Raw genomic sequence first — 17,215 nt, 5'->3', positions numbered from 1 at the left:
AACACACCAGCATTACGTTATTTTCTATAGCAGTTTTGCTCTCTCCAAATCCGCCTGCTCAGGCTGCTCATACATATTAAATAGGCGCCAAAGCCAGCTGCTGCTCATTGTTAACCATTCTGCGGCATCTCTATCAACCATATTTCCTCTTCCAGTAGACGTAATTTCATTCGCTAGCGAAAAGCCATGCACGCCGTTCGGATAAATATGCAGCTCAAACGGAACATCATGCTTAGCGAGGGCTTGTGCAAACAGCAGCGCATTTTCAACAGGTACAACATTGTCCATATAGGTGTGGAAAATAAAAGCTGGCGGAGTATGCGCGCATGCATGCAGCTCACAGGACAGTTGGCGCTGCATCTGTTCAGATGGCTGATCTCCCATCGCAATTTTCCACATATTGTTTAAATGTCCCGCCGTGTCATCTCCGCAAGTTATAACCGGATAACCCAATATCAACGCATTCGGTTTATTCTCGCCAGCCTCAATGCCAGCCGCTTCAATCAGCTTCGGATCATTCCACATCGTTCCGAGACTTGCTGCCAAATGACCGCCTGCGGAAAAGCCGCATACCGCAAGCCGATCTGGATCCAAATGCCACTCATCCGCCTGCTTGCGAATAAGACTCATCGCACGGGAAGCATCGATAAATGGTGCTGGAAATTGGCCGTGCTCGGCTGTTGAATACCGAAGCACGAAAGCATGAAAGCCTTGTGCCAAATAACTAAGCGCCACAGGATCTGCTTCACGGTCCGAGGTGTAGCTGTAACCTCCGCCTGGCAGCACCAAAACTGCAGGCCGCTTCGCCCAATTTGTCATTTCTCTGGAATCCTCGATTAGATAAGCTGTTAAAGTTACACGATTGTCTTCGGTCAATTGAAATTGCAGCGTTTTCATAAAATGCCCTCCAGTATGTTGACAATTCATCATGGCAAGGAATTACATCTTCCTCTACTATCTATTAAAACAGATCACTCTCGAAATGCAAAGCAGCCTCTGACAATATTTTGCCAGAGACTGCTTATATGCTAGACGATTTTGACCAAGCTGTAGTTTTTCTTGCCTTTGCGAATAATAATAAACTTGCCGCCGATCGCATCGCCTTCTGAAACCTCGTAAGCCAAATCCTGCATCCGCTCACCGTTCACCGATATTGCGCCATTTATTATATCTTCGCGAGCTTGACGCTTGGATGGTTCGATGCCGACATCTACAAGCCAATCTACAATATTTTTAGTTTCCTTAGCAGCTTCAAATGTCGGCATTTCCTTAAAGCCCTGCTCAATCTCATCAACAGTCAGCTCTTTGATATCGCCGCTGAAAAGCGCCGCTGTAATTCGTTTCGCCTGCTCCAGCATTTCCTCGCCATGAACGAAACGGGTCATTTCTTCTGCAAGTGTTTTTTGCGCCTCACGCTTATGCGGCTCAGTTTGCACTTTTTCCGCAAGTAAATCGATTTGCTCTTTCGTTAGGAACGTAAAATACTTAAGGTATTTCACAACATCCCGATCATCTGTATTTGCCCAAAATTGGTAAAACTCGTAAGGAGTAGTTTTCTTTGGATCGAGCCATACTGCCCCGCCGGCTGTTTTGCCGAACTTCGTGCCGTCCGCTTTAAGCATAAGCGGAATCGTAAGCCCGAATGCTTTGGACTCTGACCCTTCTTTCCTGCGAATCAAATCCAGCCCGCTCGTAATATTGCCCCATTGATCCGATCCGCCGATTTGCAGCTGCACATCCTCGTGCTTGAACAGATGCAAGTAATCGATCGACTGCAAAATTTGGTAGGAGAACTCTGTAAAAGATATTCCGCTGTCCAAGCGGCTTGCCACTACATCCTTTGCCAACATAACGTTTATGCTGAAATTTTTGCCAAAGTCGCGCAAAAACTCAATAACATTGATTTTATGGGTCCAGTCATAGTTGTTTACCATACGAATTTGATTATCGCCTTCAGTAATAAACAGCTTCTTCATCTGTTCCGTCAGCGCTTCTACATTGGCTTGAATTTGTTCTAATGTTTGCAGGGAACGCTCTGATTGACGACCGCTCGGATCGCCGATCGTTCCCGTTGCACCGCCAATAAGAATAACAGGCTTATGCCCTGCCAGCTGGAATCGCTTCAGCATAATAAATGGGATCAGGTGTCCAATATGCATACTGTCGCCTGTAGGATCTACACCGCAGTATAATGAAATGGATTTCTCATTCGTTAATTCGCGCAGCCCTTCTGCATCCGTTTGCTGGTTAATGGCATCACGCCACTCTAATTCATCAATAATATTCATCTTGCACACACTCCTCTAAAGTTAATACGGCCCAAGGATAAACGGTTTCGCTGCCCTTTATGCTTGAAAAACAAAAAAATCGCCGCCTTGTCTTGACAGACAAGGGACGATTCATTAACCGTGTTACCACCCAATTTGTATTCTCGCTTAAATATCAGATGAAAATCTGAAATGAAAAAGCTCCGAAATACCACTCTTGGCAAGTTATCGTTCGCCACTCCGCTTGGCATTACCCAAGATACTCCAGAGTTGTAATTCACAGTCATTGTATGTACCGAGTCGCATCAACCTCGGCTTTCTGAGACAGGAACAAAGCTGCTACTAAGCTCTTTCATCGTATAGCAAATATTAGATTACAGACAGTATAGAGAAATAAATTGGCAATGTCAACCTTGTTCGCACAGTCATTTTCACTTTATTCGTGAAAGCGCCTCCGTAAATCTTGCCGTAATATCCCGCGGCCTTGTAATCGCGCCCCCTACTACAACGGAAGTCGCACCCAGCTCCAGGCAGCGCTTGAACATTTCAGGAGTAAGTACATTTCCTTCAGCAATAACAGGAATGCGAAGTTCTTTCAACACAAGCTTCAAAAAATCAAAATCGTTATGATAAAGCTTGTTTAAAGCAGTTTCTCGCGTATAGCCGTAAAGTGTTGTAGATACGCAATCAAATCCTAATTGCTGCGCAAGCACAGCCTCGCTAAGCGTTGACACATCGCCCATCAGCTCTATTGCCGGATTCTGTGATCTGCAATAATTAACCAGCTCTAATAACGTTTCGCCATTAGGGCGCGCGCGCATCGTAGCATCCATCGCAATCATGTCGCAGCCGCTCTCCAGCAGTTCGTCAATTTCTATTTTCGTAGCTGTAATGAACACTTCACTGCCCTCGTAATCTCGCTTCACGATACCGATCACTGGCAATGCTACCTCTTGCTTAATCGCTATAATGTCCCGCTTCGAATTCGCTCTTATCCCCGCGGCTCCGCCCTCCTTGGCTGCCAATGCCATTTTGGCCATAATAAAGGAGCTATGCAGAGGCTCATGCTCGAGCGCTTGGCATGAAACTACTAATCCGCCTTTTATAACATTCAGCATAGTGCAGTTCTCCTTATTTGCTAAAATAATAAGCTGCTGTCTCCTCAATTTCTTTATTCAATTGTACTTGAGAGTCATGGTCATTATGACTGATAATTCTGCCTGCTAAAAACGGCTCGTCCGGACCATTGAAGACGAGAAGGCCTTCTCCGCCAGCTGTCTTGTACTGCTGCATTTCGAAGGTGCTTTCTCCCGACATTTTAACACCAATTACTTTTTTTTGCAGCGCTAATCTGCTTAAAAGCTGTAAAGACAAATGAAATCCGGTTGTTTGCGGAATACGATATATAATAAAAGGCAATCAAAAGCAGCACGTCAATCTTAAAAAAAGGATACACAGCGCCAAATAATGCAGCATCATTGCCCAGTTTGGCAGCTTTCAATTCTGTACAGGAAAAACAGCAAGCTTAACGAAGGAACGACCGCATCGTTGCGCATCCCTTTTCGGCGGCAGAAAAACAATCCATTTAAAAAAAAATTATATTTATGACTTGACAAAGCAAAAAATGGTCAATATAATAAGCAATAATTTCAAATAATCAAATGTGCTGATTAGAAATAGTAAATATGTATTGACTTATCAGAGAGTCGCTGGGTGGTGCGAAGCGGCAGGTTGAACATGTTGAACTCGTCTATGAACAGTTGCCTGATATGTAGGGTCAACCGGAATTCCACCGTTACAGGGATAGATGGTGATAGCCATCGAATTGAGCTCATTCCTTTTTAGGAATGAATTAGAGTGGTACCGCGGGTTAACCTCGTCTCTATAACAGAGATGAGGTTTTTTTGTTTTCAATTAAGGCTGCGCGCGCTGTAAATTGATTTCGAATCATGCTGCTTAACCCTCAATTAAGCTTTATTTTAATTAAAATACTTAGGAGGCGTTACCTATGACAAGAAATATAATTGTATTTGATACAACGCTACGCGATGGTGAGCAAGTTCCAGGAGCAAAACTGAATATGCAGCAAAAGATCGAGCTTGCCGCTCAATTGAAAAGACTGCAGGTTGACATTATCGAGGCTGGCTTCCCCGCCTCCTCTGCCGGAGACTTCAAAGCCGTACAGGAAATAGCACGCACAGTGGGCGATTCCGTATCGATTACCGCTCTTGCCAGAGCCGTAAAAAGCGATATAGATGCCGTCTATGAAAGTGTTAAATTGGCGCAAAATCCATTCATTCATATCGTGCTTGGCACCTCTAATATTCATGTCGAGAAAAAGTTCAGCCGATCCAAGGAAACCGTTATGCAAATGGGAGTAGATGCGGTGAAATATGCCAAGACGCTGTTACCTGAAGTGCAGTATTCTACGGAGGATGCATCACGGTCAGACTTTGAGTATCTATGGAGCACCATAGAAGCAGTCGTAAAAGCCGGGGCCACGATTATTAACGTGCCGGATACTGTCGGCTATGCCGTTCCAGAAGAATTCGGCCACCTTATTTATCGCATAAACGATCGCCTTAAAAACTTGAAAGACAAAGTAATTCTAAGCGTACACTGTCATAACGACCTTGGCTTGGCAACAGCTAATACGCTTGCAGCTATTAAAAATGGCGCTCAAAAAATTGAAGTGACCATTAACGGGCTTGGCGAACGCGCCGGCAACGCTTCTCTCGAGGAAGTTGTTATGGCGATGAAAGTGCGCGAAAATTACTATCAATGTGCCACAAATATTAATACGAAGGAACTGCTGCGCACTTCCAGACTCGTTACGCATTTAACAGGGCTTGATGTTCAGGTTAACAAAGCGATTACCGGCGAGAACGCCTTCGCGCATTCATCCGGCATACATCAGGACGGCCTGCTTAAAGATAAAAATGTTTATGAAATTATGTCACCCGAAGATGTCGGCGGAGAAAGCATGGAGCTTATTTTAACTGCCCGCTCCGGCCGTCACGCTTTTCGTAACGCTGTAGAAAAAATCGGCTTCAATGTGCAGGATGGGGAAGAATTCGAAAAGCTGTTTGCCAAGTTTTTAGCACTGGCTGACGCGAAGAAGGAAGTTTATGATCATGATGTATTTTATCTCGTAACGAATCATCGCACGATCGATACAAGCAATAGCCAGCTGTTTGAGCTTGCCTCCTTCCAAGTCGTTACGAATGACCTGCATCCTACTGCTACTGTCACTCTGTCCAAAGGCAGCGAGCATTCTACAAGCAGCGCTGTCGGCGACGGGCCAATCGATGCGCTTTACAGCGCCATCAAGCATGTGGCTGATATAGATGTGCAGCTTAAGGATTATAAAATAAGCAGTCTTTCCCGAGGCAAGGAAGCAATTGGCCGCGTTAGCATTAGAATTGAAGTGGATGGTAAAACATATTCCGGCCGCGCCAGCGATACAGATATAATTAAAGCGAGCGCTATCGCCTTTCTTAATGGTATTAACGCCGCTGTTCTTGATCAGCATTAATAGAAGACAAAGAGAAGACGGGTGCATCCTGTCCCCTCTTCTCTCCTTCCCTTATTTAGAAGTTATTCAAATTACAGCTTTCCGGTCAAGGCTAGAACGATCAAGCTGGCACCTGACACAACAAACCATACGATTAATCCTAGTAAAATCGGCTTTACACCTGATTTCATCATTTTGCGAAAATCTGCGCTAAGCCCTATCGCTGTGAGCGCCATAACGATCATAAACTTCGCAATGATGTCTAAATAACGCAGCATTTGATCGCTAAACAAACCTGCTGTATTCAAGAATGACGCTGCAAGAAACCATATAATAAACCAAGGGAAAACCTTCGTCACACGAAATGTGACGGTCTGCTCTTCGCTTGCCTGCCTGCTTTTTTTAATGCCTACAATAATAGCTAAAGCAAAGCAAATAGGAATAATCATTGTCGTTCTTGTTAGTTTGACGATAGTGGCATAAGCTCCTGCAGCGTCGCTATAAATATAACCTGCAGCTACTACGGAAGACGTGTCGTTAATAGCTGTGCCTGCTAAAAGCCCAAATGCAGCATCCGACATGCCAAGCCAGTGGCCGATAGCCGGAAATGTAAGAACTGCGACAACATTAAATAAAAATATAGTGGAAATGGAATAAGCGATTTCAATTTCGTCCGCCTCAACGATTGGCGATACAGCGGCTATCGCTGATCCTCCGCATATTCCTGTGCCAGCACCGATCAAGGTTTGCATTTTTAACGGTATGTTCAAGAGTCTGCCGACCCCATAAGCAGCTATAAAAGCAGATATCAAGCTAATAAGCATGAGCAAAAACGATTCTGATCCAGTACGCCAAACCTCCGTTAAACTGAGTCCGCAGCCTAAAGCAATAATGGACCATTGCAGCACTTTTTTGGAGCTGAATTGGATGCCTGCCTGTGTATATGCCGGCTTGCTCAACAAATTATTAATAAGAACGCCTATTAATATGCCAAATACAGGTCCGCCAACAATCGGCACTAATGAACCTAGCCATGTTGAGAAAAGTGCGAGCAATAAGACGAATATAAAACCTGGCGCTATTTTTTTTATCACTACCAAATTAATTCTCCTAGCCTGGGACGTACGAGAAAGCCCCTTCTTTCTATTAATATTTTCCAAAGAATATGTAAAGCTTGTAACTAATCATACTATACATTTGTCCGAATCGTTTTGTAAATATTTATATAATGCTATACTGTTACTACAACTATTAGAGGATGGTATTTATATGGCTACTTTTGATGATTTTTTAAAACTGGATATTCGTGCAGGTCAAATTGTCCAAGCCGAGCCGTTTGCCAAAGCACGCAAGCCTGCCTATAAGCTGTGGATTGATTTTGGCGAGCAAATAGGGATTAAAAAAACAAGCGCACAAATAACAGAATGCTATTCATTAGACGAGCTTATCGGCGTGCAAGTGCTCGCCATCGTCAACTTTGAACCGAAGCAAATTGCCGACTTTATGTCGGAGGTGCTTGTTCTTGGTGTATATGCGGAGAAAGGCGTCGTGCTAATTCAGCCTGGACAAGCAGTCCGAAATGGCGACCGGCTAGGCTAATAAAGCTTTTAAAATTAAATATACAATTATTAATTAATGTACCCTGCTTATGCAGGGTATTTTTTAAAATATAGAAAAGTATGTTTTCACCTTATACTTGTTCCTATATTTCACCGAGAAACGGCACATCCTTAGCCAAGGACGCGCAGCGTTTCTTCTTGGTCGGTCCCAGCTGTGACCGCAGTTAGGTGCTACACTATTTTTTCATATTTAAGCGTTTTTAGACTTTCATCCAATTCATTAGAACGAGCTGCGAATAACATAACTAGTAATGTTTGAGCTTTATTAATACGTCTGATGAGGGAGCAAAGCTAATGAGACATAAGTATATTCTTAGTAAAATGAAAAAGGAGCGTCCATTAAAACAGGATTCCGAGCTTTCTAAGCATGTTCCTGCAACGAGATGGCTGAATTCCGCAAATTTAATATCTATGCTCAAAAAATATTCCACACTTTACGTCAAGCCTGACACCGGTTCTTCCGGCCGCGGCATAATTCGTATTAAAAGGCTAAGCGATTCGACATGCCTCATTTCCTCCAAAAATGGCACAGTAAAATGTGCTATAAATGATGCCATGAAGATACTGAAAAAAAGAATGCTGCGTAACAAAAAATATATTGTCCAGCAAGGTATTTCATTGGCAAGCTACAGAGGACGCCCCTTTGATTTTCGCGTAGTGCTGCAGTATACAGATAAAAAGTGGAGCATCACTTGGATGAGCGCCAAGGTGGCAAGCAGAAAAAATGCAGTAGTGACAAACGTTGCACAAGGAGCAAAAGACAAAAAGATAGAGCCGACGATAAGCGGAGCCGACCAAAATTTCCAAACTGATAAAGTCATGTCCGAGCTGAGGGCTATATCTAATCGTATTGCCAAAAAATTAGGCTCGCGTTTTCCAGTTGGCATATTAGGACTGGATATGGGGATTGATAAGAAAGGAAAAATATGGTTTATCGAAGCGAATACCAATCCTAGCTTTCATGGGCTAAGAAAGCTGGATCCTGTGCAATACAGGAGATATTTAAGAGCAAAAAGAAAAATGAGAAGAAGCGGAATGATAAAATAGTTAATAGCTTGTTATATTTTTAAGAAGCAGACCTGCAGGTCTGCTTCTTTGTTTTTTCTGCTTATACCGTTACAACATTCACGCCAGATTGCTGCAAGCCGGCCAGCAGATGCGGATCGGCAGCCTGATCCGTTACAACATGCTGGATCTCACTTTCAGGAGCAAATATAAATAGCTGGTTTGTGCCGAATTTAGTATGATCCAGCACAATATAGCTTTCTCTTGCGTGTTTTATAGCAAGCTTTTTAATTTCTACTTCATACAAATTTGAATTGCTGAAGCCTTGCTGCGGCGTATAACCGGTGGCTCCAAGAAACACGCGGTCGAATCCCATTCTGGCAATTGTTTCGGTCGTAATCGGGCCTACCATGGAGGCTGTAGCCTGGCGCAATATGCCTCCCGTCAAAATAACCTGGACGTTGGCATTCAAAAGCTCGGTTGCTACGTTGAGTGCATTGGTCACGACAATAATATCAGGAATTTGCGTCAAATTGCGGGCAACCTGCAAGGTAGTCGAACCGCTGTCAATAAAAATAGATTCCCCGGGCTTTACGAAAGCTGCCGCTTGCTTGCCAATGCGTATTTTCTCATCCATCAGCACACCGGAACGAACCTGCAGCGTAACATCCTTGCCAATCCATACAGCTCCGCCAAAAGTACGCCGAATATCGCCCAGCTTCTCCAGCTTTTCCAAATCTCGGCGAATCGTCATTTCCGTTACGTTGAAGCGATCCTTCAGATCGCTTATTTTCAGCTCATTTTCCGCTTGTATTTGATCCAGCATTTGCTGCTGTCGCGTATTTAAGTTCATTATTATACCCGCCATAATTATTTAATCTTTCAGTTCTATAATATTATTGATCATATACCGTTTGCTAAACGCTTGCAACACATGCTGACAGCTTACTAGAAAGCGCAAGCCGGCTGGCCAGTGCTGCGTTTCATAAACCGTTCCTGTCCTCCGGCCCTCTCCATAGTCCCAGCAGATCATCATATTGCCAATCCGTAAGCTCAAGCAGCTGCTCTCTTTGTCTCCAGCCCTGCGCCAAGCGCTTCTCCACGGCCTCCCATTTTGGAACGCCGCTTGTCGCATCGGCTTGCTCCACATTGCATGCACCGACCGCGACCGCGCTATGCAAAGCCTGCTGCGGTTCCAGGCCCTTTAATATTGCTGTCAGGAAGCCTGCAATTGTGCAATCGCCAGCGCCTGTCGTTCCAACAACTTGAACGTGGTAACACGGAATTAACAGCTCGCGCCCTAGCCAAGCACTGCTGCTTGGCGCGCAAGCTCCCATCGCTTGAATACGCTCCTGCCTTGCAGTCGTACGCATATATAATCCATGCTCGCCAAGCTTGATCGCCACGACTGCGGCTCCAAGCCCGATTAACCGGTCTGCAAGCGAGGACAGCGTTGCCCCGTATATTGCGCTGAGCATACGGCTGCCGTATTGATCCTCCAGCTTCTCAAATTCAGCAGGGTCCAGCATATACAGCACCTCTTCAAAGCTAGGCAAAAATAAATCCGTATGAGGAAGGATACGCTGCAAGATGCCAGTCCAATCTGCTTGGCCAGCGTCAGAATCAGGGTCAGGCTTCGCAAGATCCAATGAGGTTGTAATGCCGAAAGACTTTACCCTGCGCAATAAAGCCTCCAGCTCAGTACCGTCATTTGTATACATCTTGCGCATGAGCGGAGGGTAGCCAAAATGAAAAAGCCGCACGCCTTCCAGCTTCTCGCTATCAACATCTTTACTTTCAAACGTATCATTCGTCCCGGTATGATGCAGAAAAACGCGGTCAAATCCGGGCGGACTTATAACGACTGTATAAGAGCTGTTCTCTCCTTCAGTAACGATCATTCCATCAGATAAGCCAGAGCCTGATTCCTGCAATAAATTCAATATAGCTTGGCCGAACTGATCCTTCCCCACTTTGCCCATCAAACGAACGGAGGCTCCCAGTCTGTGCAAGGCTATCCCTGTATTGGACACCGCCCCGCCAGTAGCGGTAAGTGCAGCGCCCACATCAACGAGCTTGCCAGGCACAAACAGTTTATTCAAATCGCTTGGCTGGTGCCGAATAGTCGGAATGATGTCTAAGCAGATATGGCCTGCTACAACAACATCTGTCTTTTGCTTGGACATATTAATCCCTCCAGCGTGCTTATCATTTAGTAAAGCTTAACCGTCTGTCCCGTTCTATTTGATTCCAGCGCTGCTGAAAATAGCGCGTGGCTGGCTGCCGTTTCCTCTGGTGTCGCACAATAAAGCGGCTGATTAACCGCGCCATGGGCCGCTTCATCACAAAACGCTGCCCACATTTGCAAGATGGAATCGGAGAAGCCAAACTCAAATATGGATCCCGTTATGCTGCTGTAAGCCGTCTGATACGGGGCGTCCATCACATGCCACGCTTGAGGACCGCCTGAAGTATAAGGGAGTGAAGCAATTTGTTTCGGATTTTTCGTGTTAAACTCTGCTGAAAACTCCGTACCGCTTATTTTAAGAAACCATGTATTGGCATGGCCAGGCGCTATGCGCTTCATCGAAAGCACCATCGGAAAAGTGCCAGACTGCTCATTTGACACCTCACAAGCCAAAATCGCATTATCCCAAGTCTCGCAAGGGACCATTACACCTGTATGATCCGGTCTTTCACTCACAACCTTGGACAGCAGAGCGCGCACATTATTAGGCTTCCAGCCTAAGCGAAGAGGCAAATGCAGCACATGCATGCCTAAATCGCCCATACAGCCATATTCACCATTCGTGCTGACTTTCCTCTTCCAATTAATCTGTTTATTCGGATCCAAATCACTGGAATGCCAGAAGCCCGCTTCCACTTCAATAATTTTACCGAATCTGCCTTCCCTCACCCATTGGCTCAGCTGATAAGCGCCAGGGAAGAAAGGAAATTCCGAAGAACAGCGCACGAGCACATGAGGATTACGTTCAATTGCATTCAAAATAGCAGCATTCGCCTTCTGATCTATGCCAAACGGCTTCTCCCCTAGCAAATGTTTGCCTGCTTCAATAATATCAATATATATTTGCTGATGGAGATGGTGCGGTACAGCGCAATAAACAGCATCTACCTCTGGGTCAGCAAGCAAATCCTTATAATCAGTATAAGTTCGTTTAACAGAATCAATATGCGCAGTAAACCACTTTGCTGCCTCTTCATTCGCATCGCATACAGCTGTAATTACAGGCTTCACATCCACAGTTGTCAGATGGCACCATCTTGCTGCCGCACTGGCAAACTCCTTGCCCATCAATCCGCAGCCAATAACGCCGAAACGCAATATGCGACTAGACATTAGCGGCCTCCCCTTTCAAAACAGCTAACGCTTCGTCCAGTGAAGCACCGTTATGTACAATAGACATAAGCGCTGAAGTCATGCCCGCCGGATTAGGATGCTGGACGACGTTGCGACCGTAAACGATACCTGCTGCACCCTGCTTCATCAGCTCAACTGTACGGCTTAATATCTCCTCGTCGCCCGCGCGTCCGCCACCGCGAACAAGCACAGGAATACCTGATGCCACTTCAATTACTCGATGATACTGCGTCACATCATCACAAGGATCCGCTTTAATAATATCAGCACCTAGCTCCACGCCCTGACGTACAAGCGGCATAATTTTTTCTATATCACCGTCAACCATATATCCGCCCTTCACATCGTTTGGCAGCATAACTAGCGGCTCTACCATTAGAGGCATGCCATATCTCTCACACTCAGTCTTTAATTTTGCTATATTTCTTACACATTGATGATGGAGCTCCGGCTGCTCCGGAAGCAGCAATAAATTTACGCATATCGCTACCGCATCCATACGGACAGCATGCTCTACCGCTTGATCAATCAATTCGCTAAACAAGGTGCGGGGAAGCTTAGTGCCATAAATATTTGCAGCATCCGTTCTTAATACAAGACCCGGCTTCTTCTTGCCCGGAATATCTTTATAAATTCTTGCCTGGCCCAAACTAAGCTGAATGCAGTCAGGATTAGCCTGAACGACGGTATCAATAGCTTGCTTCATATTTTCAATGCCGGATAAAAAAGAATACTCATTAAAAAATCCGTGATCGATTGCAACGTCAAAGCATTTGCCATCCTCTGCAAACATGCGATTTAATCTAGCTGTTACCGCTGACATAACTCCATCTCCTCCAAATGTTATTTTACAACACTTACTATAACCTGTTTCGACTATAATGTCCATATACAACTCCCTAAATGTTATAAACGAACATTTTATTTCACAAAAAAGCAGTATTACAGTCATTTACTGTAACACCGCCTTTTAAATCAGCACATTAGCATTAAAAGTCGCCCATGCCTAAATTAAACTGCCAGGAAATGCCGAATTTATCGGTTACCATACCATAGTAACTGCTCCAAAATGTCTCTTGCAGCTCCATGCCGACTTGTCCGCCAACCTTTAGCTTATGAAACGCAGCTTCAATTTCTTCCTTGCTGTCAGTTACAATAGAAAGCGAAATATTATTGCCTGCTATAAATGGCATGCCGGGAAACACATCCGAAAACATCACATTGCTTCCGCTTATATTCAGCCTTGTATGCATAATTAACGATTTTGCTTCCTCTGGCAGCGGATAATCAGGATGCTGGGGAGTTTCGCCAAACGTCATTATTTTGGGCATCTCCAATTCGAACACCTCTGCATAAAACTCCACTGCTTCTCTGCAATTCCCATTGAAATTCAAATATACATCTACCGACATCACCATTCACTCCTTTTCGTGTTTTAGCTAAAATCTGCCGGATCGAAAAATAGCAAATATTAACCATAAAGCAAGTATACCAGAAATGGACAAGCCAATCTCAACGATTGGGAAGTTCCATATTTCCGAATGCTGATTGCTAATAGCAGATCCAATAATCAAGCCTACCATAATAATGCTGAACGAAAGCAGCACGATGCTGAGCGATATTTTATTCGTAATTTGATCCATTTTATTTAAAACCTGAGCCAATTCCGGAGTAGTAATATCAAGCTTCAGCTTTCCGCGCTGCAAAATGGTGCTGAGCTTTTTCAGGTTTTTAGGAATTTGCGACAGCAATTCTATAAAATCAGGAATTTCCTCCATCCATTTCAATCCGATACGAACCGGGTTGAGCTGTTCCAGAAACAGGCGCCTGCCATATGGTTCTGCTACATCTATAATGCTTATAGCAGGATCAAGCATCGTTACTACACCTTCCAATGTAAGCAGCGCTTTTCCTAATACCGTTAATTCCACGGGCATTCGTATTTGATGCCGAAAAGCAACAGCTAGCAAATCATTGACAGATTCTCCGATACTTACGTCGCTCAACGGAATTTCGTAGTACTTGTCCCGCAGCTTATCGATATCGGCAAGCAGCTGGTCCTCATCAGCGTCCTCCGGTACGATGCCCATCTTGGATATAGCCCGCAATATGCCTTTGGAGCTCTTATTGCGCAGAGCGATAACCAGAGAAGCGAAATGGCTCTTCATATTGATGGACAGCCTGCCAACCATACCAAAATCGAGCAGACATAATGAACCATCCTGCAGCACTAGCACATTGCCTGGATGCGGATCGCCATGAAAAACGCCATCAATTAATATTTGATGCAGCATTAAGGAGGCGTATTGATACGCAAGCCCGCTTTTGTCTATACCGGTCTCTGTCAGACTTTCCAAATCAGAAAGCTTTATTCCTTTCATCAGTTGCATCGTTAACACTTTGCGCGTGCTATAAGAGGAATAAATAACTGGAACATGAACATTCTCGTGCTTGGCGCATGTTTTGGCAAACTTTTTTCCATTTTCCGCCTCAGCAGAATAATCAAGCTCCTCTTTTAACGAGCGTGCAAGCTCTGCCACAACCTCCTGCAATCTGTAGCTGCTAGCCCATTCGAAATGGCGCTCAGCTATTGCAGCCAGCTCTTTAAGCATCTCAAGATCAGTTGCCATATTCGCTGCTATGCGCGGGCGCTGCACTTTTACGGCGACAGCTGTCCCATCCCATAATCTCGCCTCATGAACCTGGCCGATCGAAGCGGATGCTATAGGTGCTTTGTCAAAAGCTTGAAACAGACTGTCAATACTGGCTCCAAGCTCTGCTTTAATAATGCGTTCGACATCGTCGTAAGGGAAAGGAGCTACTTTATCCTGCAACTGCTGGAGCTCCATAATTAACTCGGCTGGCAGCAAATCTGGGCGCGTACTTGCAATTTGGCCAAGCTTAACATAGGTCGGCCCTAAATCCTCAAGAATATGTCTAATTCTTTCCCATACGGAATGCTTCTGTTTTTCCTCATAATCGTTTTTTTGAAATTTAAGAATGACGTTAGGCAAGCCGAGATCATGAATGAGGAATCCAAACCCGTTGCGCATAAGCGCAGCTGCAATATGATGATATCGCTGCAAATGACGAATTTTTTTGTTCATGCTCATGTTCATTCCCACCTTCCGTCGTCATGACTGGCATTTTCTTAAAAGTTCGGCTGATCAGCTTTGCATTAATTGCTCCAGCTTTTCAATTCTTGCCGTTAAGGCTTGCAGCTCTTCCTTCGTGGCAAAGTCATTGCGGACGGCTTGATCATTCAGCTTGTTTTTAACGATCGTTTCTAGACGGCCTCTCAGCTGCTCGCCCTTTTCTACCATTTCATTAACGACCGATGCCGACTCCTCCCTGCTAAGCTCACCTTTTTTTACAAGCTCGTCCACAGCCTTTTCAATTTGCTCCTTGCTTTCTACAACGATGCCTAGGCCTAATGAAACCGCTCGATTGACAAAATCCTTCATCTGATTCGCTCCTTTGTTAAAAGACATGGAAAGTCTCTCCTAGCTTTCCACATTTCGCAATTCCCATACTCTGATTTAAAAGAAGTGTTATATTAGACGAAGCTAGATGAGCCAACAAAAAAAAGCTGACGATTTCGTCAACTTTTTCTATAGCGATGAAGTCCGCTTATCATTTAAAATTCGTCACCTAGCAGCTGCTTGAATTTTTCAATATCATAAATAAATATTTTTTTCTTATCAATTCGAATAATGTTTTGACTTTGGAGATCAAGCATAAACTTGGTTACCGTTTCCCTGACCGTACCGCTCATATCAGCAACTTGCTGATGGGTGAGCTTTAAATCGATCAAAACGCCGGACCCTGATTTCAAGCCATGCTTTTCAACGAGGCGATACAAACCGTTCACGATTCGTTTACGCGCATCGCGAAAAGTAAGATCCTTTATAAGCTCATTGGAAGCCCGCAAGCGCTCAAGCGCAGTATACATAATTTTAATTGCGATTTGCGGATTTTTATTCATAACCCATGTAAAATCTTTTCGTTTAAGCACATACAATACAGACTGCTCCATAATCATTGCAGAGGCTGAGCGTGTCTGTTCATTTTCTAAAACAGCCATCTCCCCAAAAAAGTCGCCTTCCCCGAATAAAGCCAAAATAATTTCTCGAGTATCACTTTCTTTATATATTTTCACGACACCGCTTTGAATGAGATAAAACTCATCACCCTCGCCTCCTTCTAGAAAAACATTCGTACCCCGATCATATTTGCGAGTAATCAGCAAAGAAGCTACTTTTTCCAATTCTTCTATTTCAAGATTTGCAAAAAAAGGAACTTCCCTCAAAAAGGCAATCGTTTTATCCATACTTCTTTCAAACCCCTCTCTTCATGTTGCAACAAACCGCTATAAAAATATAAAATAATAGCATTCTTTTTAATATATTTTATCATTCATTTTTAAATAAAGTAATTCATTCCACAATATATTTGCTTCATCCAGAATAAATGCTGCGCATCCTGTTACAAGCATGACTACTGACTATCAACAAACAGTTGATACAGCAAGGCTTAACGATGATGGAATCACGATCCATTATTGGTAAAAATGAATATTAATTTCTTGAATTTTGCACTTGATTTTACTATAATTAGATAAAAGTTAATGCGGAGGACAAGAATGACTCAGAAACAAGACGAATCCAAAAAGAGAATTCTTGATGCTGCCAAAATTTGTTTTGCGACAGAAGGCTTTAGCGGGACATCCATTCGTAAAATTTGTGAAATGGCCGAAGCCAATCTTGCACTCGTATCCTACTATTTTGGCTCAAAGGAAAAACTTTACCTTAGTGTAATTGATTATTTATATCATGATACGGAGCAGAAGCTTGCTTATATGGATAATATTCAAGACGCTAAAGCTGCACTGCATAGATTTATAGATATATTTTTACATATGCGCGCGCAAGACAAACAATTCCTTATGCTGCTCAAACATGAACTATCCTCTGGGAGTTCCCGATCTGAAGCCGTCAGCAAAATCATTACCCCCTATTTCGACCGTCTCAAAATGATTTTAATGAAAGGCAAGGAAGAACATGTTTTTCGGTATAATTCACTCAATTTAATGCTGTCCTTTATAGCCTCATTACTAATCTTCCCTGTTTATGATACGTTTCTTTTTCCTGAAGCTGTTTTTGAGCCGCAGGAAATTCAACAGGAGGTTAACGACACTACACAGTTTGTGCTTGCCGGCTTAGGCTGCTGACCTTGGCGCACACACTTATCTCTGCCATTATTATTTAAACCTTTTAATTATTGAACTGCTTCACCTCAGAAGCGCAATAGTTAAAAGGTTTTTTTTACGTATAGCTAGTAACAGCCAACTGCAGCTGCACCCATTTTATATTAAATATCATTCAGTACCTTGCATTGAACAGTACCATATGTTATGCTCTTCTTAATT

Annotated in this window: 17 protein-coding genes and 2 other annotated features; of the genes, 4 read left to right on the top strand and 13 right to left on the bottom strand. The window is 43.8% G+C overall.

The window, feature by feature from the left end; translation table 11 throughout:
- Positions 1-24: 24 nt before the first annotated feature.
- From ACRRU2_RS02945 to ACRRU2_RS02930, 4 genes are all read right to left on the bottom strand, one after another.
- Entirely contained in the window at positions 25-897 is an 873-nt protein-coding gene (locus ACRRU2_RS02945; protein ID WP_432499883.1) for an alpha/beta hydrolase, read from the bottom strand.
- Between the two features lie 131 nt (positions 898-1,028).
- Positions 1,029-2,288: a tyrosine--tRNA ligase gene (gene tyrS, locus ACRRU2_RS02940; RefSeq protein ID WP_432499882.1), complete on the bottom strand. Its 1,260-nt coding sequence runs from the start codon at positions 2,286-2,288 to the stop codon at positions 1,029-1,031.
- A 99-nt stretch (positions 2,289-2,387) separates the two neighbouring features.
- Positions 2,388-2,632, bottom strand: a binding site (T-box leader).
- A gap of 66 nt (positions 2,633-2,698) precedes the next feature.
- Complete coding sequence (locus tag ACRRU2_RS02935) at positions 2,699-3,385, bottom strand: N-acetylmannosamine-6-phosphate 2-epimerase (RefSeq protein WP_331698775.1); 687 nt, start codon at positions 3,383-3,385, stop codon at positions 2,699-2,701.
- A gap of 13 nt (positions 3,386-3,398) precedes the next feature.
- Complete coding sequence (locus tag ACRRU2_RS02930; RefSeq protein ID WP_432499881.1) at positions 3,399-3,686, bottom strand: dihydrodipicolinate synthase family protein; 288 nt, start codon at positions 3,684-3,686, stop codon at positions 3,399-3,401.
- A 238-nt stretch (positions 3,687-3,924) separates the two neighbouring features.
- Positions 3,925-4,154: a binding site (T-box leader), on the top strand.
- Positions 4,155-4,275: 121 nt separating this feature from the next.
- Between ACRRU2_RS02930 and ACRRU2_RS02925 the strand changes: the two genes are divergently transcribed.
- Positions 4,276-5,802 (top strand): 2-isopropylmalate synthase, encoded by a 1,527-nt coding sequence (locus ACRRU2_RS02925; protein ID WP_432499880.1) that lies wholly within the window; start codon positions 4,276-4,278, stop codon positions 5,800-5,802.
- A 71-nt stretch (positions 5,803-5,873) separates the two neighbouring features.
- Here the strand turns inward: ACRRU2_RS02925 and ACRRU2_RS02920 are convergent, their stop codons facing one another.
- Complete coding sequence (locus tag ACRRU2_RS02920; RefSeq protein ID WP_432500088.1) at positions 5,874-6,875, bottom strand: YeiH family protein; 1,002 nt, start codon at positions 6,873-6,875, stop codon at positions 5,874-5,876.
- A gap of 175 nt (positions 6,876-7,050) precedes the next feature.
- Between ACRRU2_RS02920 and ACRRU2_RS02915 the strand changes: the two genes are divergently transcribed.
- Positions 7,051-7,380 carry a tRNA-binding protein gene (locus tag ACRRU2_RS02915; protein ID WP_331698771.1) on the top strand — a complete coding sequence of 110 codons (330 nt, stop codon included), beginning with the start codon at positions 7,051-7,053 and terminating at the stop codon, positions 7,378-7,380.
- A gap of 314 nt (positions 7,381-7,694) precedes the next feature.
- Positions 7,695-8,447, top strand: a complete 753-nt coding sequence (locus tag ACRRU2_RS02910; protein ID WP_331698770.1) for a YheC/YheD family protein — start codon at positions 7,695-7,697, stop codon at positions 8,445-8,447.
- A 61-nt stretch (positions 8,448-8,508) separates the two neighbouring features.
- Here ACRRU2_RS02910 and ACRRU2_RS02905 read toward each other — a convergent pair whose 3' ends face one another.
- The 8 genes from ACRRU2_RS02905 to ACRRU2_RS02870 form a co-directional block, all read right to left on the bottom strand.
- Positions 8,509-9,258: a DeoR/GlpR family DNA-binding transcription regulator gene (locus ACRRU2_RS02905; protein WP_432499879.1), complete on the bottom strand. Its 750-nt coding sequence runs from the start codon at positions 9,256-9,258 to the stop codon at positions 8,509-8,511.
- 130 nt (positions 9,259-9,388) lie between these two features.
- On the bottom strand, positions 9,389-10,591 hold the full coding sequence (locus tag ACRRU2_RS02900; RefSeq protein WP_432499878.1) for a carbohydrate kinase family protein: 1,203 nt from the start codon (positions 10,589-10,591) through the stop codon (positions 9,389-9,391).
- A 26-nt stretch (positions 10,592-10,617) separates the two neighbouring features.
- Complete coding sequence (locus ACRRU2_RS02895; RefSeq protein WP_331698767.1) at positions 10,618-11,766, bottom strand: Gfo/Idh/MocA family protein; 1,149 nt, start codon at positions 11,764-11,766, stop codon at positions 10,618-10,620.
- Positions 11,759-12,610: a class I fructose-bisphosphate aldolase gene (locus ACRRU2_RS02890; protein ID WP_331698766.1), complete on the bottom strand. Its 852-nt coding sequence runs from the start codon at positions 12,608-12,610 to the stop codon at positions 11,759-11,761. The genes ACRRU2_RS02895 and ACRRU2_RS02890 overlap by 8 nt, the downstream gene beginning before the upstream one ends.
- Positions 12,611-12,776: 166 nt before the next feature.
- Entirely contained in the window at positions 12,777-13,199 is a 423-nt protein-coding gene (locus ACRRU2_RS02885) for a VOC family protein (RefSeq protein WP_331698765.1), read from the bottom strand.
- Between the two features lie 27 nt (positions 13,200-13,226).
- A complete protein-coding gene (locus ACRRU2_RS02880) occupies positions 13,227-14,900 on the bottom strand; it encodes an ABC1 kinase family protein (RefSeq protein WP_432499877.1) in 1,674 nt (557 codons plus the stop codon).
- Between the two features lie 54 nt (positions 14,901-14,954).
- Entirely contained in the window at positions 14,955-15,278 is a 324-nt protein-coding gene (locus ACRRU2_RS02875; protein WP_432499876.1) for a phasin family protein, read from the bottom strand.
- Between the two features lie 146 nt (positions 15,279-15,424).
- Entirely contained in the window at positions 15,425-16,117 is a 693-nt protein-coding gene (locus ACRRU2_RS02870; RefSeq protein WP_331698762.1) for a Crp/Fnr family transcriptional regulator, read from the bottom strand.
- A gap of 312 nt (positions 16,118-16,429) precedes the next feature.
- Here ACRRU2_RS02870 and ACRRU2_RS02865 point away from each other — a divergent pair, with 312 nt between their 5' ends.
- Positions 16,430-17,017, top strand: coding sequence for a TetR/AcrR family transcriptional regulator (locus ACRRU2_RS02865; RefSeq protein WP_331698761.1), 588 nt, complete (start codon positions 16,430-16,432; stop codon positions 17,015-17,017).
- The last annotated feature ends 198 nt before the right edge of the window (positions 17,018-17,215 follow it).

The sequence above is a fragment of the Paenibacillus sp. GXUN7292 genome (genome assembly GCF_050864975.1).
Lineage (GTDB): Bacteria > Bacillota > Bacilli > Paenibacillales > Paenibacillaceae > Pristimantibacillus.
Note: the sequence above shows the minus strand (reverse complement) of the source record. Positions and strands in the feature narration are given on the sequence as shown.

Coding starts and splice junctions, on each gene's coding strand:
- ACRRU2_RS02915 (WP_331698771.1), top strand. CDS start 7,051: ATGGCTACTTTTGATGATTTTTTAAAACTGGATATTCGTGCAGGTCAA.
- tyrS (WP_432499882.1), bottom strand. CDS start 2,288: ATGAATATTATTGATGAATTAGAGTGGCGTGATGCCATTAACCAGCAA.
- ACRRU2_RS02865 (WP_331698761.1), top strand. CDS start 16,430: ATGACTCAGAAACAAGACGAATCCAAAAAGAGAATTCTTGATGCTGCC.
- ACRRU2_RS02900 (WP_432499878.1), bottom strand. CDS start 10,591: ATGTCCAAGCAAAAGACAGATGTTGTTGTAGCAGGCCATATCTGCTTA.
- ACRRU2_RS02935 (WP_331698775.1), bottom strand. CDS start 3,385: ATGCTGAATGTTATAAAAGGCGGATTAGTAGTTTCATGCCAAGCGCTC.
- ACRRU2_RS02870 (WP_331698762.1), bottom strand. CDS start 16,117: ATGGATAAAACGATTGCCTTTTTGAGGGAAGTTCCTTTTTTTGCAAAT.
- ACRRU2_RS02890 (WP_331698766.1), bottom strand. CDS start 12,610: ATGTCAGCGGTAACAGCTAGATTAAATCGCATGTTTGCAGAGGATGGC.
- ACRRU2_RS02880 (WP_432499877.1), bottom strand. CDS start 14,900: ATGAGCATGAACAAAAAAATTCGTCATTTGCAGCGATATCATCATATT.
- ACRRU2_RS02910 (WP_331698770.1), top strand. CDS start 7,695: ATGAGACATAAGTATATTCTTAGTAAAATGAAAAAGGAGCGTCCATTA.
- ACRRU2_RS02925 (WP_432499880.1), top strand. CDS start 4,276: ATGACAAGAAATATAATTGTATTTGATACAACGCTACGCGATGGTGAG.
- ACRRU2_RS02875 (WP_432499876.1), bottom strand. CDS start 15,278: ATGTCTTTTAACAAAGGAGCGAATCAGATGAAGGATTTTGTCAATCGA.
- ACRRU2_RS02895 (WP_331698767.1), bottom strand. CDS start 11,766: ATGTCTAGTCGCATATTGCGTTTCGGCGTTATTGGCTGCGGATTGATG.
- ACRRU2_RS02945 (WP_432499883.1), bottom strand. CDS start 897: ATGAAAACGCTGCAATTTCAATTGACCGAAGACAATCGTGTAACTTTA.
- ACRRU2_RS02885 (WP_331698765.1), bottom strand. CDS start 13,199: ATGTCGGTAGATGTATATTTGAATTTCAATGGGAATTGCAGAGAAGCA.
- ACRRU2_RS02905 (WP_432499879.1), bottom strand. CDS start 9,258: ATGAACTTAAATACGCGACAGCAGCAAATGCTGGATCAAATACAAGCG.